24 protein-coding genes and 1 pseudogene are annotated in these 22,428 nt (G+C 71.3%); 8 read left to right on the top strand and 17 right to left on the bottom strand.

Annotated features, from left to right (window positions below; all coding sequences use genetic code 11):
* Complete coding sequence (gene dxr, locus DFJ66_RS31425) at positions 1 to 1,221, bottom strand: 1-deoxy-D-xylulose-5-phosphate reductoisomerase (RefSeq protein ID WP_121226545.1); 1,221 nt, start codon at positions 1,219 to 1,221, stop codon at positions 1 to 3.
* A gap of 157 nt (positions 1,222 to 1,378) precedes the next feature.
* Between dxr and DFJ66_RS31420 the strand changes: the two genes are divergently transcribed.
* A complete protein-coding gene (locus DFJ66_RS31420; RefSeq protein WP_121226543.1) occupies positions 1,379 to 1,645 on the top strand; it encodes a GlsB/YeaQ/YmgE family stress response membrane protein in 267 nt (88 codons plus the stop codon).
* A gap of 159 nt (positions 1,646 to 1,804) precedes the next feature.
* Here DFJ66_RS31420 and DFJ66_RS31415 read toward each other — a convergent pair whose 3' ends face one another.
* Genes DFJ66_RS31415 through DFJ66_RS31390 form a run of 6 tightly spaced genes read right to left on the bottom strand, consistent with a single transcriptional unit; the run spans position 1,805 to position 8,032 of the window.
* The gene (locus DFJ66_RS31415; protein WP_121226541.1) at positions 1,805 to 2,455 is read right to left on the bottom strand and encodes a response regulator; all 651 of its coding nucleotides are present in this window, start codon (positions 2,453 to 2,455) and stop codon (positions 1,805 to 1,807) included.
* A 3-nt stretch (positions 2,456 to 2,458) separates the two neighbouring features.
* A complete protein-coding gene (locus tag DFJ66_RS31410) occupies positions 2,459 to 4,102 on the bottom strand; it encodes a sensor histidine kinase (protein WP_246029974.1) in 1,644 nt (547 codons plus the stop codon).
* Between the two features lie 40 nt (positions 4,103 to 4,142).
* Positions 4,143 to 4,955 (bottom strand): ABC transporter permease, encoded by an 813-nt coding sequence (locus DFJ66_RS31405; protein ID WP_121226537.1) that lies wholly within the window; start codon positions 4,953 to 4,955, stop codon positions 4,143 to 4,145.
* A complete protein-coding gene (locus DFJ66_RS31400) occupies positions 4,952 to 5,800 on the bottom strand; it encodes an ABC transporter permease (RefSeq protein ID WP_121226535.1) in 849 nt (282 codons plus the stop codon). The genes DFJ66_RS31405 and DFJ66_RS31400 overlap by 4 nt, the downstream gene beginning before the upstream one ends.
* Positions 5,800 to 6,936 (bottom strand): polyamine ABC transporter substrate-binding protein, encoded by a 1,137-nt coding sequence (locus DFJ66_RS31395; protein ID WP_121226533.1) that lies wholly within the window; start codon positions 6,934 to 6,936, stop codon positions 5,800 to 5,802. Before DFJ66_RS31395 ends, DFJ66_RS31400 begins: the two co-directional genes overlap by 1 nt.
* Positions 6,929 to 8,032, bottom strand: coding sequence for an ABC transporter ATP-binding protein (locus DFJ66_RS31390; RefSeq protein WP_121226531.1), 1,104 nt, complete (start codon positions 8,030 to 8,032; stop codon positions 6,929 to 6,931). Before DFJ66_RS31390 ends, DFJ66_RS31395 begins: the two co-directional genes overlap by 8 nt.
* An 87-nt stretch (positions 8,033 to 8,119) precedes the next feature.
* On the opposite strand from DFJ66_RS31390, the gene DFJ66_RS31385 reads away from it, so the two are divergent.
* Positions 8,120 to 8,422, top strand: a complete 303-nt coding sequence (locus DFJ66_RS31385; RefSeq protein WP_246029973.1) for a DUF2631 domain-containing protein — start codon at positions 8,120 to 8,122, stop codon at positions 8,420 to 8,422.
* A 3-nt stretch (positions 8,423 to 8,425) separates the two neighbouring features.
* Positions 8,426 to 9,115, top strand: coding sequence for a PP2C family protein-serine/threonine phosphatase (locus tag DFJ66_RS31380; RefSeq protein WP_121226529.1), 690 nt, complete (start codon positions 8,426 to 8,428; stop codon positions 9,113 to 9,115).
* Here the strand turns inward: DFJ66_RS31380 and DFJ66_RS31375 are convergent.
* Entirely contained in the window at positions 9,112 to 10,707 is a 1,596-nt protein-coding gene (locus DFJ66_RS31375; RefSeq protein WP_121226527.1) for a serine/threonine-protein kinase, read from the bottom strand. The genes DFJ66_RS31380 and DFJ66_RS31375 overlap by 4 nt on opposite strands.
* Positions 10,708 to 10,761: 54 nt before the next feature.
* Complete coding sequence (gene rlmN, locus DFJ66_RS31370) at positions 10,762 to 11,868, bottom strand: dual-specificity RNA methyltransferase RlmN (protein ID WP_121226525.1); 1,107 nt, start codon at positions 11,866 to 11,868, stop codon at positions 10,762 to 10,764.
* A 107-nt stretch (positions 11,869 to 11,975) separates the two neighbouring features.
* Between rlmN and DFJ66_RS31365 the strand changes: the two genes are divergently transcribed.
* Complete coding sequence (locus DFJ66_RS31365; protein ID WP_121226523.1) at positions 11,976 to 12,599, top strand: PadR family transcriptional regulator; 624 nt, start codon at positions 11,976 to 11,978, stop codon at positions 12,597 to 12,599.
* 1 nt (position 12,600) lies between these two features.
* On the opposite strand, the gene DFJ66_RS31360 is transcribed toward DFJ66_RS31365, so the two are convergent.
* Positions 12,601 to 13,578 (bottom strand): aldo/keto reductase, encoded by a 978-nt coding sequence (locus tag DFJ66_RS31360; protein ID WP_121226521.1) that lies wholly within the window; start codon positions 13,576 to 13,578, stop codon positions 12,601 to 12,603.
* A 24-nt stretch (positions 13,579 to 13,602) separates the two neighbouring features.
* Positions 13,603 to 14,349, bottom strand: a complete 747-nt coding sequence (locus DFJ66_RS31355) for a class I SAM-dependent methyltransferase (RefSeq protein ID WP_246029972.1) — start codon at positions 14,347 to 14,349, stop codon at positions 13,603 to 13,605.
* Positions 14,350 to 14,406: 57 nt separating this feature from the next.
* On the opposite strand from DFJ66_RS31355, the gene DFJ66_RS31350 reads away from it, so the two are divergent.
* Both DFJ66_RS31350 and DFJ66_RS31345 read left to right on the top strand, forming a co-directional pair.
* Positions 14,407 to 15,222, top strand: coding sequence for a VOC family protein (locus DFJ66_RS31350; protein ID WP_121226517.1), 816 nt, complete (start codon positions 14,407 to 14,409; stop codon positions 15,220 to 15,222).
* 100 nt (positions 15,223 to 15,322) lie between these two features.
* A complete protein-coding gene (locus DFJ66_RS31345; protein ID WP_121226511.1) occupies positions 15,323 to 16,090 on the top strand; it encodes a VOC family protein in 768 nt (255 codons plus the stop codon).
* A gap of 99 nt (positions 16,091 to 16,189) precedes the next feature.
* On the opposite strand, the gene DFJ66_RS31340 is transcribed toward DFJ66_RS31345, so the two are convergent.
* The 5 genes from DFJ66_RS31340 to rpsB form a co-directional block, all read right to left on the bottom strand.
* Positions 16,190 to 17,056, bottom strand: a complete 867-nt coding sequence (locus DFJ66_RS31340; RefSeq protein ID WP_121226509.1) for a phosphatidate cytidylyltransferase — start codon at positions 17,054 to 17,056, stop codon at positions 16,190 to 16,192.
* A gap of 90 nt (positions 17,057 to 17,146) precedes the next feature.
* Complete coding sequence (gene frr, locus DFJ66_RS31335) at positions 17,147 to 17,704, bottom strand: ribosome recycling factor (protein WP_121226506.1); 558 nt, start codon at positions 17,702 to 17,704, stop codon at positions 17,147 to 17,149.
* Positions 17,705 to 17,750: 46 nt separating this feature from the next.
* Complete coding sequence (gene pyrH / locus DFJ66_RS31330) at positions 17,751 to 18,461, bottom strand: UMP kinase (protein WP_246030263.1); 711 nt, start codon at positions 18,459 to 18,461, stop codon at positions 17,751 to 17,753.
* Positions 18,462 to 18,588: 127 nt separating this feature from the next.
* Complete coding sequence (gene tsf / locus DFJ66_RS31325) at positions 18,589 to 19,404, bottom strand: translation elongation factor Ts (RefSeq protein WP_121226502.1); 816 nt, start codon at positions 19,402 to 19,404, stop codon at positions 18,589 to 18,591.
* A 96-nt stretch (positions 19,405 to 19,500) separates the two neighbouring features.
* Positions 19,501 to 20,343 carry a 30S ribosomal protein S2 gene (gene rpsB, locus DFJ66_RS31320; protein WP_121226500.1) on the bottom strand — a complete coding sequence of 281 codons (843 nt, stop codon included), beginning with the start codon at positions 20,341 to 20,343 and terminating at the stop codon, positions 19,501 to 19,503.
* A 340-nt stretch (positions 20,344 to 20,683) separates the two neighbouring features.
* On the opposite strand from rpsB, the gene DFJ66_RS31315 reads away from it, so the two are divergent.
* Positions 20,684 to 21,247, top strand: coding sequence for a M23 family metallopeptidase (locus DFJ66_RS31315; RefSeq protein WP_121226498.1), 564 nt, complete (start codon positions 20,684 to 20,686; stop codon positions 21,245 to 21,247).
* Here the strand turns inward: DFJ66_RS31315 and DFJ66_RS31310 are convergent.
* A pseudogene (locus DFJ66_RS31310) lies at positions 21,225 to 21,907 on the bottom strand (sigma-70 family RNA polymerase sigma factor). The gene DFJ66_RS31315 and the pseudogene DFJ66_RS31310 sit on opposite strands and share 23 nt — an antisense overlap.
* On the opposite strand from DFJ66_RS31310, the gene DFJ66_RS44570 reads away from it, so the two are divergent.
* Positions 21,860 to 22,354, top strand: a complete 495-nt coding sequence (locus DFJ66_RS44570; RefSeq protein ID WP_246030313.1) for a hypothetical protein — start codon at positions 21,860 to 21,862, stop codon at positions 22,352 to 22,354. The pseudogene DFJ66_RS31310 and the gene DFJ66_RS44570 sit on opposite strands and share 48 nt — an antisense overlap.
* Positions 22,355 to 22,428 lie beyond the last annotated feature (74 nt).

Genomic DNA, 22,428 nt, shown 5'->3' with positions numbered 1-22,428 from the left:
TCAGTCCCTTCCAGACCCCACCGAAGTGGCCACGAGTTCCCGCGCCCGCGAGCGGGCCCAATCCTCGGCGGCGAGCACCTCGGCGACGTCGGCGGGCTCGTGCGCCCAGCCGTCCGCCTCCGCCAGCACCCGCTCCACCGTGTCCACGATGGACGTGAACGCCGTGCCACCACCCAGGAAGGCCGCGACCGCTTCCTCGTTGGCGGCGTTGTAGACCGCCGGCAGGCAACCCCCGCCGGAGCCCGCCTGCCTGGCCAGCCGGACCGCCGGGAAGACCTCGTCGTCCAGCGGCTCGAACGTCCAGGCGGTCGGTGACTCGAAGGTACACGCGGCGGCGGCACCCGGGATGCGCTCCGGCCAGCCCAGGGCCAGCGCGATGGGCAGCCGCATGTCCGGCGGGGAGGCCTGCGCGAGGGTCGAACCGTCGGTGAAGGTGACCATGGAGTGGATCACCGACTGGGGGTGCACGACCACGTCGATGCGGTCGTAGGGCACGCCGAACAGCAGGTGCGCCTCGATCAACTCCAGGCCCTTGTTGACCAGGGTGGCCGAGTTGACGGTGATCACCGGCCCCATCGACCAGGTCGGGTGCGCGAGCGCCTGAGCTGCGGTGATGCCTTCGAGTTCGGACTTCTTGCGCCCCCGGAACGGCCCACCGGAGGCGGTCAGCACGAGCTTGGCCACCTCGGCGTCCGTGCCACCGCGCAGGCACTGGGCGAGGGCGGAGTGCTCGGAGTCCACCGGGACGAGCTGACCGGGCTTGGCGGCCTTGAGCACGAGGGGCCCGCCGGCGATCAAGGACTCCTTGTTGGCCAGGGCCAGCGTCGAGCCGGAGTCGAGCGCCCGGAGAGTCGGCTCCAAGCCGATCGAGCCCGTGATGCCGTTCAGGACGACGTTCGCGGGCGTCGAGTCGATCAGGTCGACCATCGCGGTCGGCCCGGCGAGGATCCGCGGCAGCTTGTAGTCGCCGGTCGAGTAGCCCCGCTTCTGCGCCTCGGCGTAGAGGGCGAGCGTGACGTCCTCGACCGCGGTCGCCTTGGCGACGGCCACCGCCTCGACGCCGTGCTCGACGGCCTGAGCAGCCAACACGGCCGGGTCCGACCCGCCCGCGGCGAGCCCGACGACGGTGAAGCGGTCGCGGTTGGCGGCGATGACGTCGAGGGCCTGGGTGCCGATCGACCCGGTGGAGCCGAGGACCAGGACCGTGCGTGGTGTGCTCATCACCGCCCATTGTTCCGGAACCAACCTGATAGACCGCACAGCGGTACTCAGGTCACGGAATGGTAACGGAGGCGTGGGCTCACTCGAACGTGGGCAACCCCTGATCAAGCGCCACGACGGATTCCGCCCGTCGAGGCCGGCAGGAAGGAGAGCCCCCGTGGGCATCTTGGGTTGGATCGTACTCGGGCTGATCGCAGGCGCCATCGCCAAGGCGATCATGCCTGGTCGCGACCCGGGTGGCATCATCATCACGATGCTGCTCGGCATCGTCGGGGCCATCATCGGAGGGTTCATCGGCCAGGCCCTGTTCGGCACCGACATCAACACGTTCTTCGACCTGAGCACCTGGCTGCTGGCAATCCTCGGCTCGCTCGTCGTCCTGGGCATCTACCGCCTGGTGACGGGCAACAGGGCTCGGGCTTAACCATCCTTCGCGGAGCGCGCACCCCCTCGCGCGCCGCGACCCACGCCCCCTGTCGACTCTCCCCCCGGTCGACAGGGGGCTTTCACGTGCGCGGGTGCGGAGTGGCCTGAGAGGGAGATACGTCCGGCGAGCGAAGTCGCCGCCCAGGTTCAGCCCGGCTCAGCCCGCCAGCCCCGCGTCCCGGGCCAGCAACGCCGCCTGCACCCGGTTCGTCAGCCCCAACTTGGCCAACAACCGGCTCACGTACGTCTTCACCGTCGCCTCGCTCATGTGCAGCCGCTGCCCGACGTCGGCGTTGGACATCCCCAACCCCAGCAGCGCCAGCACCTCCACCTCGCGCTCGGTCAGCCCCTCCACCTGCCGGATCGCCTCCTGCCGCCGGGGCTGGCCGACCTGGGCCACCATCCCCACGACCCGACTGGTCACCATCGGTGACAGGTAAGCCTCGCCCGAGTGAACCGCCCGCACGGCCCGCAGCAACTCCTCCGGCGCGGAGTCCTTCAGCAGGAACCCCGCCGCCCCGTCGGACAGGGCGCGCACGATGTTGTCGTCCTCGCCGAACGTGGTCAGCATCACCACCCGCACCGACGGCGCCACGGACCGCAGCTCCCGCGCCGCCGCCAAGCCGTCCAGCCGGGGCATCCGGATGTCCAGGACGGCGACGTCCACCCGCCGCTCGGTCGCTATCCGCACCGCCTCACGCCCGTCACCCGCCTCGGCGACCAGTTCGATGTCGTCGGCGGTGCCGAGGATGGCCTTGATGCCCGCGCGCATCAACGGCTCGTCGTCGGCGATGAGGACCCGGATCAACGTTCACGCCCCATGGTGCAGGTGGATCTTCTTCTCGACGAGCTTGCCGTCCGCGAAGCAGAAGCGCACGACTTTGATCCCGCCGGACGTGTAGGTCTGCTCGTCCGTGACGAAGTACTCGCAGGAAGCACCCGCCGGTTCGGGCTCGGAGCCCTCCCGCAGGTCGCTGAGCACCGGCGACGACCCGCCCGGGAACCTCGCCCGCACGTCCGCCTCCGCGTCGCCGACCGACGCCCGCTCGTACACCTCCGGCGTCACCACCTTGGTCAGCGGCTGGCTGCCCAGCCACACGTACCCGGCGACCACGACCAGCACGACCACCCCGGCCAGCACGATGGACCCGACCCCGGCCCACTTGCGGATGCCGGTCGCGGGTTTGGCCTGCTCGACGGGCACCTCGAACTCGTCGGACGGCTCGTCGTCGGAGGCGGCGGTGTCCTCGTACGGCAGCACGGCCGCGATCCGGAACCCGCCCGACGGCAGCTCGCCGACGTGCAGCATGCCGCCCGCCAGGCGCACCCGCTCGCCCAGGCCGATCAGCCCGAACCCGGCGCCGTCGCGCGGCTTGACCCGGGGCGGGTTGTTGCGGACCTCCACGACCAGCGCGTCCGGCTCGTACTTGACGGTCACCTGCACGCTCGCGCCCGGCGCGTGCTTGCTGGCGTTGGTCAGGCCCTCCTGCGCGATCCGGTACGCGGCGTGGCTGACCTTCGCGGGCAGCGGGCACGGTTGGCCGCCGCGCACCAGGCTCACCCGCACGCCGGCCCGCCGCGCGCCGTCGACCAGCTCGTCGATGGCGTCCACGGTGCGCCGGACCTGCTCCTCGTCGGGCTCGTCGCGGCGCAGCACGCCGATGACACCCCGCAGCTCCTCCATCGCCGTCAGCGCCGCGCTGCGCAGCACCTGCACGGCCTCGCGCTGCTTCTCGCCGAGCCCGGAGTCCAGCGACAACGCGCCCGCGTGCACGGAGATGAGGCTGAGCCGGTGCCCGAGGCTGTCGTGCATGTCCTGCGCGATCCGGTTCCGCTCCCGCAGGCGGACCTGGCGGGACACCATGCGCCGTTCCCGCACGACCCGCTCTTCACGCTCCTGCAACGCCGCGACCAGGGCGTTGCGCTGGGCGGTGTAGCGGCCGACGAGGAACGGCAGGACCACGACCATGCCGTAGACGGTGAGGATGACCCACGACCCGAGCGGCCCGCTGAGCGTGGGCGCGGACATGTCCCACGCGAGCATGTAGACGGCCAGGCCGAGCGCGGCGGTGACCAGGGCGCGCTGCCACGACACGATCCGGTAGCCGGCCGCGTAGGCCAGCATGATGACGATCGCGATGCCGCCGTGCTCGTAGCCGAACACGACCCAGACCCCGCCCAACATCGCGATCGCCGGGAAGCCCAGGCGCAGGAGGTACAGGCCCGCGTAGCCGAAGGCGATGGGGACCGCGCGCCAGTCGTGGACCTGCTCCGGACCGGCGATGAACCCCGGGTAGACGTCCAGCACGACGATGAGCGCGAGGGCCAGCAGCTCCCGCCCGACCCGCCACGCCGTGACCTGGCCCAGCCGCTCGGCGTGGGTGCGGAGGAACTCCCGCGGGGCGGCCTTCAGGGCCACCGCCTCGGGCCGCAAGCGCTGAACGACGGACGTCACAACGGACAACGGTAAACACTCCCCCCGCGCGCCACGGCGTTCATTCGTCGCGGATCGAGCCGACGAAAGTTGACGCTCGCGCACGTTTCGCCGCGACCAGGACACCCGCGACGAGCAGGGCCGCACTGGTCGCGACCATCAGCGTGGACAGGGCCACGATCTCCGGCGACACCCCGCGCTTGCTCGCCTGCGCGTAGACGAACACCGGCAACGTCGTGGACCCGACCCCGGTCAGGTAACTCGAGGTCACCACGTCGTCGAAGGACAGCAGGAACGCGAACGCCGCCCCCGCCGCCACCGCCGGGGCCACCAGCGGCAGGGTCACCGTCCGGAACGCGACCAGCGGCCCCGCCCCGAGGTCCGCGGCGGCCTCCTCCAGCCGGGCGTCCATCCCCGCGACCCGCGCCCGCACCACCACGACCACGAAGCTCAGCGAGAACGCCACGTGCGCCGCGAGCAGCGCCCCGAACCCCAGCGGGATGCCCGCGAGCTTCACGCAGAACCCCAGCAGCGCCACCCCCAGCACCACCTCGGGCACCACCAGCGGCAGGCTCAGCAGCACCGTCCACAGCCCGCGCCCCGGGAACGCCCGTCGCAGCCCGAACGCCGCCAACGTCCCGATGACCGTCGACACGACCGCGCTGGTTCCGGCCAGCCGCAACGTCAGCCCCAACGACTCCAGGACCCGGGAATCGTCGAACAGTTCCGCGTACCACCGGGTCGACAGCCCCGTGATCCGGCTCAGCGACCGCGACTCGTTGAACGACACCAGCGCCAACCACAGGATCGGCAGGTAGAGGAACGCGAAGACGAGCGCCGCCACCGCACCCAGCGCCCACGGCCGCCGGCTCACAGCACGTCCTCCCCGCGCCGCCCTCGCAGCACCAGCACCACGACCACCAGGACCAGCAACAACACCGCCATCGCCGACCCCAACGGCCAGTTGTTGCCGCCCCGGAACTGGTCGTCGATCACGCTGCCGAACGTCGACTGGTCCACCCCGCCCAGCAGCCGGGGCGTCACGAAGTCCCCCGCCGCCGGCACCAGGACCAGCAACGACCCCGCCAGCACCCCCGGGAACACCCCGGGCAGCACCACCCGGCGGAACGTCGACAACCGCCCGTGCCCGAGGTCGTAGGACGCCTCCACCAGCCGGTGGTCGAACCGCTCGCACGCCACGTACAGCGGCAACACCATGAACGGCAGGAACCCGTACGTCAGCCCCAGCACCACGGCGCCGTGGGTGAGCAGGAACCCGCCGTCCCGCCCCAGCCCCACCGCCCCGAGCAGCCGGTTGACCAGGCCTTCCCCGTCCAGCAGCGCCTTCCACGCGTAGATCCGCGCCAGGTACGACGACCAGAACGGCACCAGCACCGCCGCCAGCAACGCCGTCCGGTACCGCCCGCCGTGCCGCGCGATGAACCACGCCAGCGGGAACCCCAGCAGCAGGCACAACATCGTCGTCACGCCCGCGTACGCCAGCGTGCGCCCGAAGATCGGCAGGAACGCCGGGTCCAACGCGGTCAGGTACGCCTGCGAGGTCCACGGCAGCACCGCCCGCGCCACCCCGGTGTCGCGCGTGGCGAAGCTGAACTGCATCACCAGCACCAGGGGCGCGATGAGGAACACGCCGAGCCACAGCCCGGTGGGCGTGAGCAGGCCGGTGGCGACGAGCCACCGACGCCGGGGCGACGCCATCAGCCCGTCTTGACCTTGGTCCACGCGTCGGCGTACCGCGCCTCGACCTCCGCGCCCAGGTCCTTGGTGAACGGCAGCTTCGCCAACTGCTCGGCGGACGGGTACACCAGCGGGTCGTCCAGCAGTTCCTTGTCGATCAACGGCTTCGCGGCGGCGTTCGGGCTGCCGTACCGGACGGCGTTGGCCAGCGCCGCGCCCACCTCCGGCCCGAGGACGTAGTCGATGAACTTGTGCGCGTTGGCGGCGTGCGGCGCGTCCTTCGGGATGCACAGCAGGTCCACATAGGACAGACCACCCTCGGCCGGGATGGCGTAGGCGATGTCCGGGTTGGCGTCCCGCGCCTGGAACGCGTCACCGGAGTAGGCCTGCGCCAACGGCACCTGCCCGCCGGTCAGCGGCTCGATGACGTCGGAGGTGATCTGCCCGATCTTCTTCTTCAGCTCCAGCAGCACCTTGACCGCCTCGTCGAGGTGCTTCGGGTCGGTGGTGTTCGGGTCGTGGCCCGCCTTGAGCAGGCCCAGCGCCAGACCGTCGCGGGCTTCGTCCAGGATCGTGCTGCGGCCCTGGGCGGCGGCCAGGTCGTAGGCGGAGAACCCGGACACGTCCCCGACCTGGGACTTCGCGTACGCCAGACCGGTCGTGCCCCACGCCCACGGCACCGAGTAGGCGTTGCCCGGGTCGTAGTCGGCCTCGGTGAACCGCTTCTCGAGGTTCTTCAGGTTCGGCAGCAGGTCGTGGTCCAGCGGCGAGAGCAGGCCGGCGCGCAGGAACCGGCGCAGGAAGTTGTCGCTGGGCACGACCAGGTCGTAGCCCGCCGCGCCGGACGCGATCTTGGCTTCCATCTCGTCGTTGGTGCTGAAGTTGTCGTAAGTGACGTCGATGCCGCTGGCGGTCTTGAAGCCGGACAGCGTGTCGGGGGCGATGTAGTCGGTCCAGTTGTAGAAGTTGAGCTTCGGCTCGTCCTTCGCGTTGACCGCCTTGGCCTTCGACGTGGGCGCGGCCGGGTTCGACGGCGCTTCGCCCACGCCGCACGCGCCCGTCGCGGCGAGCGCGAAGAACGCCGTGGAGCGCAGCATCGTGCGGCGGCTCACCCCGGCGTCCCACAGGCGGGCGATCCGGAGGTTTCGATCAGTCATCGGCGCTCTCCAACAGCACGGTGAAGTCGGGGTCCCAGCCCAGCCACACGGGCCGGCCGGGCGCGCCCGCGTCGTCGATGCGGCGCGTGTTCTGCACGAATGCGACCAGTTCGCCGCCGCCGGGCACGTCGACCACGAACTGGGTCGACACCCCGGTGTAGACGACGTCGCGGACGGTGCCGGCCACCACGCACCAGCCCGCGGGCGGTTCGGTGTCGCGGTCGTGGAGGTGGACCTTCTCCGGCCGCACGGTCGCCGCCACCCGCTGCCCGTGGCGGACCTCGCCGACCAGCGGCGCACGCAGCCGGGTCGCGCCCGCCGCGTCCAGCTCGACCCAGCGGCCGTCCACACCGGACACCTTGGCGTCCAGGACGTTCGACGTGCCGATGAACCCGGCGACGAACCGGGTCGCGGGCCGCTCGTAGACGTCCTCCGGGTAGCCGACCTGCTCGACCTTGCCGGCGTTCATCACGGCCACGCGGTGCGAGAGGACGAGGGCCTCCTCCTGGTCGTGGGTGACGTACAGGAACGTCGTGCCCACCTCGCGCTGGATGCGCATCAGCTCGATCTGCAACTCCTTGCGCAGCACGGCGTCCAGCGCGCCCAGCGGTTCGTCCAGCAGGAGCAACCGGGGTCCGGCGGCCAGCGCACGCGCGATCGCCACCCGCTGCTGCTGCCCACCGGACAACTGCGCCGGGCGACGCTTGGCGTACTGGCTCAACCGCACCAGTTCCAGGTGTTCGCCCACGGTCTTCTTCAGAGCGCTGCCGCGCACACCCTTGCGCTTCACGCCGTAGGCAACGTTGTCCCACACCGACATGTGCGGGAACAGCGCATAGGACTGGAAGACCGTGTTGACGTCCCGGCGATAGGGCGGCACACCGACCATGTCGACGCCGTCGAGCTCGATGCGCCCCGCGTCCGGGTGCTCGAACCCGGCGATCATGCGCAGCAGCGTCGTCTTGCCGCAGCCCGAGGGGCCGAGCACCGAGAAGAACTCACCTTCGTGGACCCGCAGCGAGAGGTCGTCCACCGCGGTCTGGTCGGAGAAGCGCTTGGTGACCCCGTAGAGGCCGACTTCGAGCTTGTCGGTCAACTCGTCGCCTTTCGCACAGCGCGTGACGTTAGACGCCGGGGCAGTGCCGCGCACCTCACGTCTCCCCCGTGCCCATCATGTGCGACGATGACGCCGTACGTGAACTTGATCGGGCAGGAAGGTCGTGCGGCTGTGTCTTCGTCCTCGGAACTGGACAAGCGTCCGGCGGTCGACACCCACGACGAGCCGTCGGCCGAGTGGGGTTGGCACGGCACTTTCCCCAAGGGCATCCGCATCGCGGGTTGGCTGTCCGTGCTGGCGACGTTCTCGCTGCTCATCGGCAACCACCACGGGCGCACCGAGAACATCTGGGTGATCGCGTTCGGCACCGGCATGGCGATCCTGCTGATCTGGGAGCAGGTCCGCAGCCGCACCTCGTGGCGCCGCTGAGCCGTGCACACCGCCGCGGCGGGCTCTGAGACGGGCCGCCGCTACCGCGCCAACTTCGACGTCGCCCACCTGTCCACCGAGCCGCTGCTGGCGGTCGTAGCGGACGGCATGGGCGACGGTCCCGGCAGTGCCATGGCGAGCCGCACCGCGGTGGACCTGGTCGTCTCCCACGTGACCGCTTCAGGCGTGGCGGGCCTCCGCCCGGCGCTGGCCGAAGCCCACCGAACCGTCTCGGACTTCGGCCGCTCGTCCGGCACCCTGGCCGGCTGCACGCTGACCGCGCTGGTGGAGGCCCTGGACGGCCTGTGGCTGGCCCAACTGGGCGACTCCCGCGCCTACCGCCTGCGCTCGGGCCTGCTCGAACTGCTGACCGTCGACCACACGATGGCGTGGCTGGGCGCGGTGCACGGCTGGTGGCCCCACGACTCCCCGCAGGCCCACGCGGCCCGCTACCAGCTGACCCGCTACGTGGGCCACCCGTCCCACCCCGACCCGGACCTGCTCCACCTCCGACCGCAGTCGGGCGACGTCTACCTGCTGTGCACGGACGGCGTGGCCGAACAGGTCCCGTACCACCGCATCCTGGACGTCCTCCGGACGTCCACGCCGGAGCAGGCGGTCGCTGCCCTGCTCGCCGACTCGGAAGCCGCCGGCGGCAACGACAACGCCACCGCCGTCGTGGTGCGGACCTAGTTCGCCAGCACCCAGCCCAACGAGAACTCGACCGTCTTGCCCTCGCAGGTCGGGCTGAGCGACTCGAAGTGGTGGCCGCCCAGGTTGCACCGGTACAGCTGCTGGGCGCGGGCGTCGGCGGGCTGCTGGGTGAAGATGTGCCCGAGCAGGCCGTAGACCTGCTGGTTCTCGCAGTTGGCCGACACCGACGTCATGCGGTCGCTGCTGTTGTTGACGATGCACGAGTACAGCGGCCGGGTGCCGGGTTCGGCGTTCACGGCGAGCTTGCCCAGCGGCCCCTCGGCGGTGTACCCGGCGGGCACGCCGAGCTGGGTGGAGCCGCTGTAGTGCCAGCCGTCGCCGCTGCGGTAGCGGGTGAACACGGTCACCTGGCGCGGTGGCTTGGCCGGGGTGGTCGCCTGCGGGGGCGGGGTGTCCTTCAGCGTGGTCGTGGTGGCGGGCGCGGCGGTGGTGGTCGTCGTGGAGGTCGCCGCCGTACTGCTCGACGGGGCTGTCGAGCTGGGCGCCTCCGAGCTCGACGCGGCCGAGAGGGAGGTGGTGGTCGCGGCCGACGACGACGGGTCGGTCCCCTGCGCGCCGGACGCACGCCCGGTCTCGGTGTCCGGCCCCAGGACGAAGACCGCCGTCAACGCCAGCGCCGTCACGACGACCGCGGCCCCGGCGAGCACCGCGACCCGCCGCTTGGGCTTGGGCGACTCGTCCTCCCAGGCGTCACCCCAGCCGGGACGGGTGTCCGAGGGCGGCTGGGTGGTGACGTACGAGGTCGGCGCTTCGATGATCACCGTGTCCGGCTCGCGCGCGGCCACCGGCCGGGTCCGGTCGGTCAGCAGCGCCCGGACCTGCGCCGCGGTCGCGCGCCCCTCGGCGGCTTGCGTCAGGAGACCGGTGATGACCTGGGCCAACGCGCCCGTCGTCCGCCGCAGGACCGGAGCTTCGTACATGATCGCGTGCATCGTGGCGGCGGTCGTCTCGCGCTGGAACGGCGAACGCCCCTCGGCGGCGTGGAAGAGCGTGGCACCCAGCGCCCAGAGGTCGGAGGCGGGCGACGGCGGCCGACCGTGGAACAGCTCGGGCGCCATGTACCCGGGCGAGCCCATCACGCCGCCGGTGGCGGTGAGGCCGGGGTCGTCCATGGCACGGGCGATGCCGAAGTCGGCGAGCTTCACCCCACCGTCGGGCAGCACCATGATGTTGCTCGGCTTGACGTCCCGGTGCACGACGCCGGCCGCGTGGGCGGTCTCCAGCGCTTTGAGCACTTCGAGCCCGATGGACGCGACGCGGTCGGCGGGCAGCGGGCCACCGCGCATCAGGTCGGCCAGGGTGGGCGCCTCGACCAGTTCCATCACGATGTAGGTGGTGCCGTGCTCGGACAGCACGTCGTGCACCGTCACCACGGCCGGACTGTTCAACCGCCCGGCGGTGCGCGCCTCCCGCAGCACCCGGTCCACCTCGGTGGGCGAGGACGTGCGCAACTCCTTGAGCGCGACCCGGCGCCCGATCACCCGGTCCTCGGCCAACCACACGACACCCATGCCGCCGCGGCCGAGCTCGCGGATCGTCGCATAACGCCCCGCGACCAGCTTCGACTCCACCGAACCCCCCTCGTCGGACGCGGGGATGCTATCCGGTCGCGCCCGACGGCCCGGTCAGCCCTCGGCGGCGAGCTGGCCGCAGGCGGCGGCGATCTCCTGGCCACGCGTGTCGCGCACGGTGCAGGCCACGCCCTGCTCGTTGACCCGGCGCACGAACTCCCGCTCCACCGGCTTGGGCGACGCGTCCCACTTCGACCCCGGCGTGGGGTTCAGCGGGATCACGTTCACGTGGACCAGCTGCCCCAGGTGCTTGCGCAGGAGCTTCCCGAGCAGGTCCGCCCGCCACGGCTGGTCGTTGATGTCCCGGATCAGCGCGTACTCGATGCTGACCCGCCGCCCGGTCTTGTCCGCGTACCCCTTCGCGGCCTCCAGCACCTCGGCGACCTTCCACCGCGTGTTCACCGGCACCAGCGTGTCACGCAGCTCGTCATCCGGGGTGTGCAACGACACCGCCAGCCTGACCTGCAAGTTCTCCTCGGTCAGCTTGCGGATCGCGGGCACCAGGCCGACCGTGGACACGGTCACCGACCGCTGCGAGATCCCCAACCCGGACGGCGCCGGGTCGCAGATCCGGTGCACGGCCTCGACGACCCGCTTGTAGTTGGCCAGCGGCTCGCCCATGCCCATGAAGACGATGTTCGACAGCCGCCCCGGCCCGCCCGGCAGCTCGCCGTCGCGCATGGCCGCCGCGCCCCGACGCACTTGGTCCACGATCTCCGCCGTGGACAGGTTGCGCGTGAGACCGCCCTGGCCGGTCGCGCAGAACGGGCACGCCATGCCGCACCCCGCCTGCGACGAGATGCACAGGGTCGCCCGGTCCGGGTAGCGCATGAGCACCGACTCGACCAGCGTCCCGTCGTGCGCGCGGAGCAGGGTCTTGCGGGTCGCGCCCCCGTCCGCCTCGACCGCCCGCAGCTGCGTCCACAGCGGCGGCATGAGGTCGGTCACCAGGCGTTCGCGCGACGCGGCCGGGATGTCGGTCATCTCCGCCGGGTCGACGGTCAGCCGGCTGAAGTAGTGGTGGGACAGCTGAGCGGCCCGGAAGGGCTTCTCACCCAGTGCCGCCACGGCCTCTTTCCGCTGGTCGGCGGTGAGGTCGGCGAGGTGGCGCGGCGGCAGGCCGCGCTTGGGCGCGTCGAACACGAGGGGAAGGGCAGTCATAGCACCCTCCAGTGTCCCACGACCTCACGACAAGGCAGACCGTTGCATCGCGACAGGTTCCGATATATCGTTGATGTGTCAGAACCGATCGCAGAAGGAGCAACGACATGCGTATGCACCCCCACCACCCAGGACACCGGCTCCACGAGCGCTTCCAGCGCGACCACGGCTTCGGCGACCCGCGGCGCGGCTTCGGCGGCTTCCCGCCCTTCGGCGGCCCGCCGATCCCGCCCGGCCCGCCGGACTTGTTCCGCCGCGGCGGACGCGGCCGGCAGCGCAAGGGCAACGTGCGCGCGGCGGTGTTGAGCCTGCTGGCCGAACGGCCCATGCACGGCTACGAGATGATCCAGGAGATCGGGCAGCGCACCGACGGCCTGTGGCGACCCAGCCCCGGCTCGGTCTACCCGACCCTCCAACTGCTGGCCGACGAGGGCCTGGTGACCTCCACCGAGGAGGCCGGCGGCAAGAAGCTGTTCGCGCTCACCGAGGCGGGCAGCGCCGAGGCGGCCAAGCTCGGCGACACCCCGCCGTGGCAGCAGGTGACCGACGACCAGGACGCGGGCGCGGCGAAGCTGCGCACGGCCGCGCGGCACTTGGGCGCGGCCATGCACCAGATGGCCCACGCGGGCACGCGTGAGCAGCAGGCCCGCGCCGTGGAGGTCCTCAACGAGGCACGGCGCAAGCTGTACGCGATCCTCGGCGAGCTGGACGTCGAGGAAGACGAGGAGTGACCTACCAGCGGTCGTGCACCAGCGGCCGCACCAACTCGTCGTAGACGGCGCGGACCTCGTCCTGCACGGTCAGCGGGGCGAGGTCCGCCGCCGCCGAGTTCGCCCGCGCCTGCTCCGGGTTGCGGGCGCCCGGGATCACCACGGTGACGCCCGGCTGGTCGATGATCCAGCGCAGCGCGAACTGCGCGAGCGTCGCACCGGCCGGGACCAGCGGGCGCAGCCGTTCCACGGCCTCCAGCCCCACCTCGTACGGCACGCCGGAGAACGTCTCGCCGACGTCGAAGGCCTCGCCGTGCCGGTTGTAGTTGCGGTGGTCGTCCTCGCCGAACTTCGTGTCCCGCGTGTACTTGCCGGACAGCAGCCCCGACGCCAGCGGCACGCGCGCGATGATCGCGACACCGGCCTCGGCGGCGGCCGGCAGCACCCGCTCCAGCGGCTTGAGCCGGAACGCGTTGAGGATGATCTGGACGCTGGCCACGCCCGGCCGCGCGATGGCCGTCAGCGCCTCGTCCACGGTCTCCACGGACACGCCGTACGCGGCGATCCGCTTGGCCTCGACCATCTCGTCCAGCGCGTCGAACACCTCGTCGGTGGAGTACACGGGCGTCGGCGGGCAGTGCAGCTGGACCAGGTCGAGGGTGTCCACGCCGAGGTTCGCGCGGGACCGGTCGTTCCAGGCCAGGAAGTTCTCGCGGGTGTAGTTCTCCGGGACCTGCTCGACCCGGCGGCCCATCTTGGTGGCCACCGTGATGCCGTCGTCCCCGCGTTCGCGCAGGAAGCGGCCCACGAGCGTCTCGCTGCGCCCGTCGCCGTAGACGTCGGCGGTGTCGAAGAAGTTCACGCCCGTGTCGGCGGCGGCGTGCAGCACGGCCAGCGCGTCCGACTCGTCCACCTGGCCCCAGTCGGCACCGAGCTGCCAGCACCCCAGACCCACCACGCCGACCCGGCGTCCCAACCTGACCGCGTTCCGGTTCTCCACGCCCCCGATCCTATGTGCACGCTCTCACCGGAGCACGAGACCGGTGGGTTTCCGTCTGGTGTGGACCCGGTAGCCGACCTCGAACGACAGGCCCGGGACCTGCGCGATCGCCCGCGCCGCGATCTTCGCGGAGAACTCGATGCGCAGCACGGCCTCCAGGTCCGCGCGGGTCTCGAACCGCCACAGCGCCCGGACGCGACGCAGCTCGAAGCCCTGCGCGGCGAAGAACTCCTCCACCTCCGCCGGGCGGTAGCGGGGTTCGTCGGCGCACAGCCACGGCCCATACGGCTCGGCGGTGCCGTCCAGGTCCACGATCGCGAGCGTGCCGCCGGGCCGCAGCACCCGGTCGGCCTCGGACAGGCCCGGTTCGCAGCCCGGCCCGAAGAAGTAGGCGGTGCGGGCGTGGACCAGGTCGGCGCTCGCGTCCGGCAGCGGCAGGCGTTGGGCGGGACCGGCGACGACGGACGCGTTGGGCACGTCCGCGACCCGCTTCGCGGCCCGTTGGACCAGCGGCGGGTGCGGTTCGACGCCGATCACCGACTTCGCGTGTTTGGCGAACCGGACGAGGTGGAACCCGTCGCCGCAGCCCACGTCCACCACGTCCCCACCGGTCCAGTCGCAGGCCTCCCGCAACGCCTGCCAGATGGCGCCGTCCACGTCCTGTGCGCGGTTCTCCACCTCGTACACGTCGGGCCAGTGCCAGATGTTCGGACTGGGCAGGACCGTGGCCGGGCGGACGGCGGCCAACGCGGCGCGGACGAATCCCTTCACGGGACGACTGTAGAGCCGTAGCGTGATCATCAACCCCGGCTTCGCAGGAGGTAGACGGTGTCGATCGTCCCGAACTCTCCCGCCCTGGCCGAGCTGCACCACGGCGCGCCCTGCTGGGTCGAGCTGCCCGTGGTCGACGCGCGGGCCGCCGTCGACTTCTACACCGGGCTGTTCGGCTGGACCTACGCCGACGTGCACGGCCGCACGATCGCCGTGGTGGACGGGCTGCCGGTGGCGGAGCTGGTGTCCGCCGACGGCGGTTTCGGGTGGACGCTGTACCTCAACACCCCGCACGCCCGCGCCACGGCGGAGAAGGTGCACGCGCTGGGCGGGCACGTGCTGCGCGAGCCCGACGAGGTGTCCACGCTGGTCGCGGACCCGACCGGGGGCGTGGTGGGGTTCCGGCACGTGCCGCAGGACTGGCTGTTCGGCACGGACGGGCACGGCGCCTACGCGTGGGCCGAGCTGAACACGTGGGACGGCGCGGTGGCCGACGAGTTCTTCCGCGAGCTGTGCGGCTTCGAAATCACCCAGATCGGTGACGGGCACGCCGTGGACTACACGATCTGGGGCGTCGAGGGGCACACCGTGCTGGGGCGGCAGCGGATGGGCCGGGCGTTCCCGTCCGACACGCCCGCGCACTGGATGGTGTACTTCACCGCCGCACCCGAGATCGGCACCGACTCGGTCGCGTCCAGGGTGCTTGAGCTGGGCGGACGCATCACGGTGGAGCCGTACGACACCCCGTACGGGCGCGTGACGGTGGTCGCGGACCACGTCGGTTCGGTGTTCTCGGTGATCGACCCGTCCCGGGCCGTGCCGCTGTCGGACCAGGAGATCGGCGCGCCGGTGGACGACCCCTACGACGACTGACCGAAATCCTTCCGGCCCGCGCAGGCCCGGAATTGTCGTACCCCTCCCGTAGCGTCCGATGCGATCCACACCACACCCGCATCGACGGCAGGAGAGGGAGATGTCCACCCCCGGTACCCCGGCCTGGTTGGAGACGCCCACGGGCGACCCGACCGCGAGCCGCGACTTCTACACGGGCCTGTTCGGCTGGACCTACCAGGAAGCGTACGAGGGCTACACGATCGCGCTGGTCGACGGCGTGCCCGTGGCAGGCCTCTACCCGCCGTCGGCGGCCACACCGCCGGGCTGGCTGCTCTACCTGCACACAGCCGACCTCGACCGCACGTCCGCGCTGGCCGCCGAGCTGGGCGCGAAGACGGTCATGGGTCCGTTGGAGATCCCGGGCAAGGGCCACGTCCAGCTGGTCACCGACCCGGCCGGCGCGGTGGTCGGGTTCTGGCAGGCGACAGCGGACGAGTCGGTGCTCGTCGGTCGGCCGGGCGCGCTGGCGTGGCAGGAGGTCGTCACCCGGGACACGGAGGTGGCGGACGCCTTCTACCGCTCGGTGTTCGGCTACGAGGAACGCCAGGTGGGCGACGGCGAGCAGCTCGACTACAAGGTCTGGTCGGTCGGCGGCACAGAGGTGGCCGGGCGGCTGCGCATGGGACCGGACTTCCCGCCGGACCTGACACCCCACTGGATGGTGTACTTCGCCGTGTCGCCCGAGGTCGGCACCGACAAGGCGGCGGAGCAGGCCACCGCGCTGGGCGGCACGGTGGACGTGCAGCCCTTCGACTCGCCCTACGGCCGCATCGCGGTGGTCCGCGACCCGTACGGCTCGGCGTTCTCCCTGATCACCCCGGCTTGGCCGACAACACCGGACGCCTGAGCGACCCCGCCACCGGCGGAACGGCCCCGTACGAGGGGTCGGAGCCGTTCAACCGGGGCGATGCGCTCAGGCGGTGCCCTTAGGCAGACGGGCAGGGCCTCAGACCGGCACGAACGCGTTCAGCAGCAGCCAGGACACGACAGCGGAAGGGAGCAGCGAGTCCATGCGGTCCATGAGACCGCCGTGACCGGGTAGCAGGGTGCCCATGTCCTTGAGCCCCAGGTCGCGCTTGATCAGCGACTCCACCAGGTCGCCGGTCGTCGCGGTGACCACCAGCGCCGCGCCGAACAGCGCGCCGTGCCACCACTGGCCGTCCAGCATGAGGTGCACGGTGAGCGCGCCGCCGACCACCCCCGCGACCATCGACCCCGCGAAGCCCTCCCAGGACTTCTTCGGGCTGATGGTGGGCGCCATGGGGTGCTTGCCGAAGAACACGCCGGCCGCGTAGCCGCCGGTGTCGGACAGGACCACGCCGATCAGGAAGCACAGGACCCGGAAGACCCCGTCCTCGGGGACCACCAGCATGACCGCGAAGGAGCCGAAGACCGCCACGTACACGACCGTGAACACGGACGCGGTGACGTCCCGCAGGTAGCCGTCCGCGCCGTCCTTGAGCCGCCACAGCAGGCACACCAGGACGGTGACGACGAACGCCGTCAGCACGCCGTCGCGCCCGAACGGCCAGGCCAGCCACACCACGGCCTGGGCGCCCACGAGCACGGGCACCAGCACGACGCGGATGTCCGCGGCGCGCTTCAACGCGCCCGTCAGCTCGTAGACCGACACGGCGACGGCGATGGCGACCACACCGATGAACAACTGCCGCACCGTGAACAGCGCGAACAGGATGACCGCGCCGAGGCCCACGCCGACGGCGATGGCCGCGCGCAGGTCCCGCCCCGCCCGTGACGGGCTCTTCGGGGCCGCCGCGCCCTGGTCACCGCCGCCTGACACCTGTGCTCCCATCACGACCGACCACCCGGCCGAGCAATCCACGCGGCCGGTGTCCCGGCCGCTCCCAACCCGAGCCGCGCGACGCCAGTCGCGCCGTTCAACTCAGACCTCGAGGAGCTCGGTTTCCTTGTGCTTGACGAGCTCGTCGACCTGCGCGACGTACCGGTGGGTGACGTTCTCCAGCTCCTTCTCGGCCCGGACGCCCTCGTCCTCGCCGACCTCGCCGTCCTTGACCAGGCGGTCCAGCTCTTCCTTGGCCTTGCGGCGGATGTTGCGGATGGAGACCTTGGCGTCCTCGCCCTTGCCCTTGGCCACCTTGACCATCTCGCGGCGGCGCTCCTCGGACAGCTGGGGGATCACCACGCGGATGACCGAGCCGTCGTTGCTGGGGTTGACGCCCAGGTCGGAGTCGCGGATGGCCTTCTCGACCGAGTTGAGCTGGCTGGCGTCGTAGGGCTTGATGACCGCCATCCGGGCCTCCGGGATGGCGACGCTGGCCAGCTGGTTCAGCGGGGTCGGCGAACCGTAGTACTCGACGACGATGCGGGAGAACATGGCGGGTGTAGCACGGCCGGTGCGCACGGACGCGAGGTCTTCCTTCGCCACGGACACCGCTTTTTCCATCTTCTCCTCGGCGTCGAGGAGGGTCTCGTCGATCACGGCTACTCCTTGTGGTGTGCGCAGTTCGGCTCGAATCCCAGCAGGTCTAGAAGGACGGGCGACCACCGGGGGTGCTCACCAGCGTCCCGATCTTCTCACCACGCACGGCGCGCGCGATGTTCCCCTCGGTGAGCAGGTTGAACACCATGATCGGCATGTTGTTGTCCATGCACAGGCTGAACGCGGTGGCGTCGGCGACGTTGAGGCCGCGCTCCAGCACCTCGCGGTGGGTGATGTGGTCGAACATCAGCGCGTCCGGGTCGGTCTTGGGGTCGGCGGTGTAGATGCCGTCCACGGCCTTGGCCATCAGCACGACCTCGCAGCCGATCTCCAGCGCCCGCTGCGCGGCGGTGGTGTCGGTGGAGAAGTACGGCATGCCCGCGCCGCCGCCGAAGATGACCACGCGGCCCTTCTCCAGGTGGCGCATGGCGCGGCGGGGGATGTAGGACTCGGCGACCTGGCCCATGGTGATGGCGGTCTGCACCCGGGTCTCGATGCCGTGCTCGCGCTCCAGGAAGTCCTGGAGGGCCAGGCAGTTCATGACGGTGCCGAGCATGCCCATGTAGTCGGCGCGGCTGCGGTCCATGCCGCGCTGCTGGAGCTCCGCGCCCCGGAAGAAGTTGCCGCCACCGATGACGACGGCGACCTGGACGCCTGTTCGGACGACCGCGGCGATCTGGCGGGAGACGGTCTGGACGACGTCGGGGTCGACACCCACGCCGCCACCGCCGAACATCTCACCACCGAGCTTGAGCATGACCCGGCGGTAACCACCGGATTCGGCGTCGTCTGGGCCCGGGTGGGCTACCTCTGCGCTCACAGGTCCTCCTCTGGACACGGCAAGGGCGGGGTTGCATCCTCGCGCAACCCCGCCCTCACGCGAATCAGGCCTCGCCGACCTCGAACCGGGCGAAGCGGGTGACGGCGATCCCGGCCTCGTCCAGCACGGCCTTGACGGTCTTCTTGGACTCGGTCACGGAAGCCTGCTCCAGCAGCACGACGTCCTTGAAGAAGCCGTTCACGCGACCCTCGACGATCTTGGGCAGCGCCGCCTCCGGCTTGCCCTCCTCGCGCGAGGTCTCCTCGGCGATGCGGCGCTCGTTGGCGACGACGTCGGCCGGCACCTCGTCGCGGGTGAGGTAGCGCGGGCGCATCGCGGCGATCTGCATGGCGGCGCCGCGAGCGGCCTCCTCGCTGTCGCCGGTGTACTCGACCACGACGCCCACGGCGGGCGGCAGGTCGGCGGCACGGCGGTGCAGGTAGGTGGTCACGGTGCCGTCGAAGACGGCGACCTTGGCCAGCTCCAGCTTCTCGCCGATCTTGGCGGACAGCTCCTGGACGGCGGCGTCGACGGTCTGGCCGTCGAGGTCGGTCGCCTTGAGGACCTCGACGTCGGCCGGGCGCGAGGCCTTGGCGACGGCGACGATCCGGGACGCCAGGTCCTGGAAGTCGGAGTTCTTGGCGACGAAGTCCGTCTCGCAGCGCAGCTCGATCATCACGCCGTCCTCGGCGGCCACCAGGCCGTTGGAGGTCGTGCGCGCGGCGCGCTTGTCGACGTCCTTCGCACCCTTGATGCGCAGGAGCTCGACCGCCTTGTCGAAGTCGCCGTCGGTCTCCTCCAGCGCCTTCTTGCAGTCCATCATGCCTGCGGCGGTCAGCTCGCGCAGGCGCTTCACGTCCTGGGCGGTGTAGTTCGCCATCGTGCGGTTTTCCGTTCCTTCTGCGGGATACGCGCGGGGAATAGGGGCGGCCCGGTGCGCGCCGCGCCCGTTGTCTCGGGCGCGGCGCGCGACGGATCAGGACTGGACGGTCTCGGAACCCTCGGCGGCGGCCGGCTTGTCGGTCGCCTCGGCGCCGACGAGCAGCTCCTGCTCCCACTCGGCCAGCGGCTCGTCGGTGGCGACGCCCGGCTCGGGCTTGTCGTCACCGGCGGCGGCGTTGGTGCGGGCACCGGAACGCGCCATGAGACCGGCGGCGGCGGCCTCGGCGACGACCTTGGTCAGCAGCGCGGCGGACCGGATGGCGTCGTCGTTGCCCGGGATCGGGTAGTCGACCTCGTCCGGGTCGCAGTTGGTGTCGAGGATCGCGACGATCGGGATGTTGAGCTTGCGCGCCTCACCGACCGCGATGTGCTCCTTCTTGGTGTCCACGATCCACACGGCGCTGGGCACCTTGGACATGTCGCGGATACCGCCGAGCGTGCGCTCCAGCTTGTCCTTCTCGCGGTTCATCATCAGGATTTCCTTCTTGGTGAAACCCTGGAAACCGCCGGTCTGCTCCATCGACTCCAGCTCCTTGAGCCGCTGGAGGCGCTTGTGCACGGTGGAGAAGTTGGTGAGCATGCCGCCCAGCCAGCGCTGGTTCACGTAGGGCATGCCGACGCGGAGCGCCTCGTTGGCGATGGCCTCCTGCGCCTGCTTCTTGGTGCCGATGAACAGGATGGACCCGCCGTGCGCGACGGTCTCCTTCACGAACTCGTAGGCGCGGTCGATGTACGACAGCGTCTGCTGGAGGTCGATGATGTAGATGCCGTTGCGCTCGGTGAAGATGTAGCGCTTCATCTTCGGGTTCCAGCGCCGGGTCTGGTGCCCGAAGTGCACGCCGCTGTCGAGCAGCTGCTTCATGGTGACGACGGCCATGGCCGGTTTCGCACCTCTTCGATCAGGCGCGCCGGGCGGGCCGGCACGCGTTCCGGTTGGTCGCGGCGTTCCGGGTCGGACCGCCGCCCTGGTGCCCCTGCCGCCGCCCGAACCGGAGTTTCACCTCAGGACCGCCGGACGCCGTGACTCGACCACGGGAGGTGGATCGGATCTGCAATGGCACGCGAAGTCGTCCCGCGCTCACACGGGCCGCGCAACGAGTGTACGCCGCCGCGAGGGGAACCCCGAACCGCCCCCGAGTTGTCCACAGCCCCGGAGTTGTCCACAGTTCGCGATCACCCCCTGGCGCCCATCCGCCCAGGTGAGGACCGTCGAACACATGACCACCACACACCCGACCCGGGCCACTCTGCCGGCTGCGGCCCTGGCGACCCTCCTGACCTGCACGCTGACCACCCCGGCAACCGCGCGCCCACCCCGCTACACCTGGCCGCTGCCCCCGCCGCAAGTGGTGCTGAGAACCTTCCAAGCCCCCACCACCCCCTACGGCCCGGGTCACCGCGGCGTGGACCTCGGCGCGGCGGCCGGGACACGGGTCATGGCGGCGGCCGACGCCACCGTCGTGTTCGCCGGCCCGGTGGGCGAGCGCCAGGTGGTCGCGCTGTCCCACGAAGGTGGGATCCGCACGACCTACGAACCGGTGACACCCACCGTCGAACCAGGCCAACGCGTGACGCGAGGCACCCCGATCGCCACCCTCGAACCGGGCCACGACGGCTGCGCCACACCGTGCCTGCACTGGGGCGCCCACCGGACGACCACCAAGGCCGGCCGCACCTACCTGGACCCGCTGGCGCTGCTGGCCGCCGGCCGGGTGCGCCTGCTCCCCACAGGTCCGCCCGGGGGCAGCGCCGACGGGTTCAGGAGTCGAGTTGTTCGTTGAGCTTCGTGCGCAGCCGCAGGACGGCCCGGGTGTGCAGCTGGCAGACCCGCGACTCGGTCACGCCCAGCACCTTGCCGATCTCGGCGAGCGTCAGGTTCTCGAAGTAGTAGAGCGTGACCACGACCCGGTCCCGTTCGGCGAGCTGGGCGATCGCGTCGGCGAGCTGGCGGCGGCTGTCCTGGTCGACCAGCGTCGCGATCGGGTCCTCGGCGCCCTCGTCGGGCAACGACTCGGCCAACGACGCCCCACCGGCCCCTCCGGCGGCGCGACCGGCGGCGATGAGCTCGTCGAGGGCCACGACACTGGTGAGCTGGAGCTGGGCGTACAGCTCGCGCAGCTCGGCGAGCCCGATCTTGAGCTCGGCGGCGAGCTCGCGTCGGTGGGCGTGCGCTGGAGGCGGGCACCGAGCCGTTCCAGGGCGCGTTCGACGTCCCTGGCCCGGCTGCGCACGGATCTCGGCACCCAGTCCTGGGAGCGCAGGTCGTCGAGGATCGCACCCCGGATGCGCTGCATCGCGTAGGTCTCGAACTTCAGGCCGCGTTCGGGTTCGAACTTCTCGATGGCGTCGACCAGACCGAAGATCCCGGACTGGATGAGGTCGGCGACGTCCACGTGCGCGGGCAGCCCGGTGCCGACCCGACCGGCGACGTACTTGACCAGCGGCGCGTAGTGGAGGACCAGGCGGTCGCGCAGAGCCTGCTCGTGGGACTCGCCGTAGGTGTGCCAGAGGGCTATGATCCCGGCTTCGACGTCGTCGGCGGTGCGCGACTCGGAGGCCGGGTGAGCGGGCCGTGCGGACGGTGGGATCACCGGAACGTCGTCAGCCATCGGATCAGCACCCGGCAGGTCGTGGGCGACAGCAGCCGAGCCGTCCCCGAACACCCCGTCCCCGTCGACACCCACACCACCACCCCACTCCCCACCGCGCTCCTCCACCACCCGACCGGCGGCAACGCTGTCCGCAGCCTGGCGGCCGGCAACGGACTCGGCGGTGCGGTCGGCGGCGGTGCGCTGGGTAGTGGCGGCGCGATCCGCGGTGGGGTTGTGCGCGTTGGCGCGGTGAGTCGTCGGAAGGTCGGCGGCGGCGGAGGTCTTCTGGGCAGTTGAAGCGTGGGCAGCCGGAGTGTGCGCAGCTGGAGCGTGGGCAGCCGGGGCTTCGGCGGCTTGGGCGTGCACAGCGC

Origin of the sequence: Saccharothrix variisporea, assembly GCF_003634995.1 — a bacterium.
GTDB lineage: Bacteria > Actinomycetota > Actinomycetes > Mycobacteriales > Pseudonocardiaceae > Actinosynnema > Actinosynnema variisporeum.
This window is presented reverse-complemented; position numbering and strand designations above follow the sequence as displayed.

Bases quoted from the DNA above. Each gene is read 5' to 3' on its own strand.
- dxr (WP_121226545.1), bottom strand. From the start codon at position 1,221: ATGAGCACACCACGCACGGTCCTGGTCCTCGGCTCCACCGGGTCGATC.
- DFJ66_RS31400 (WP_121226535.1), bottom strand. From the start codon at position 5,800: ATGGCGTCGCCCCGGCGTCGGTGGCTCGTCGCCACCGGCCTGCTCACG.
- DFJ66_RS31395 (WP_121226533.1), bottom strand. From the start codon at position 6,936: ATGACTGATCGAAACCTCCGGATCGCCCGCCTGTGGGACGCCGGGGTG.
- DFJ66_RS31385 (WP_246029973.1), top strand. From the start codon at position 8,120: ATGACGCCGTACGTGAACTTGATCGGGCAGGAAGGTCGTGCGGCTGTG.
- rlmN (WP_121226525.1), bottom strand. From the start codon at position 11,868: ATGACTGCCCTTCCCCTCGTGTTCGACGCGCCCAAGCGCGGCCTGCCG.
- DFJ66_RS31365 (WP_121226523.1), top strand. From the start codon at position 11,976: ATGCGTATGCACCCCCACCACCCAGGACACCGGCTCCACGAGCGCTTC.
- DFJ66_RS31345 (WP_121226511.1), top strand. From the start codon at position 15,323: ATGTCCACCCCCGGTACCCCGGCCTGGTTGGAGACGCCCACGGGCGAC.
- DFJ66_RS31340 (WP_121226509.1), bottom strand. From the start codon at position 17,056: ATGGGAGCACAGGTGTCAGGCGGCGGTGACCAGGGCGCGGCGGCCCCG.
- pyrH (WP_246030263.1), bottom strand. From the start codon at position 18,461: ATGCTCAAGCTCGGTGGTGAGATGTTCGGCGGTGGCGGCGTGGGTGTC.
- tsf (WP_121226502.1), bottom strand. From the start codon at position 19,404: ATGGCGAACTACACCGCCCAGGACGTGAAGCGCCTGCGCGAGCTGACC.
- rpsB (WP_121226500.1), bottom strand. From the start codon at position 20,343: ATGGCCGTCGTCACCATGAAGCAGCTGCTCGACAGCGGCGTGCACTTC.
- DFJ66_RS31315 (WP_121226498.1), top strand. From the start codon at position 20,684: ATGACCACCACACACCCGACCCGGGCCACTCTGCCGGCTGCGGCCCTG.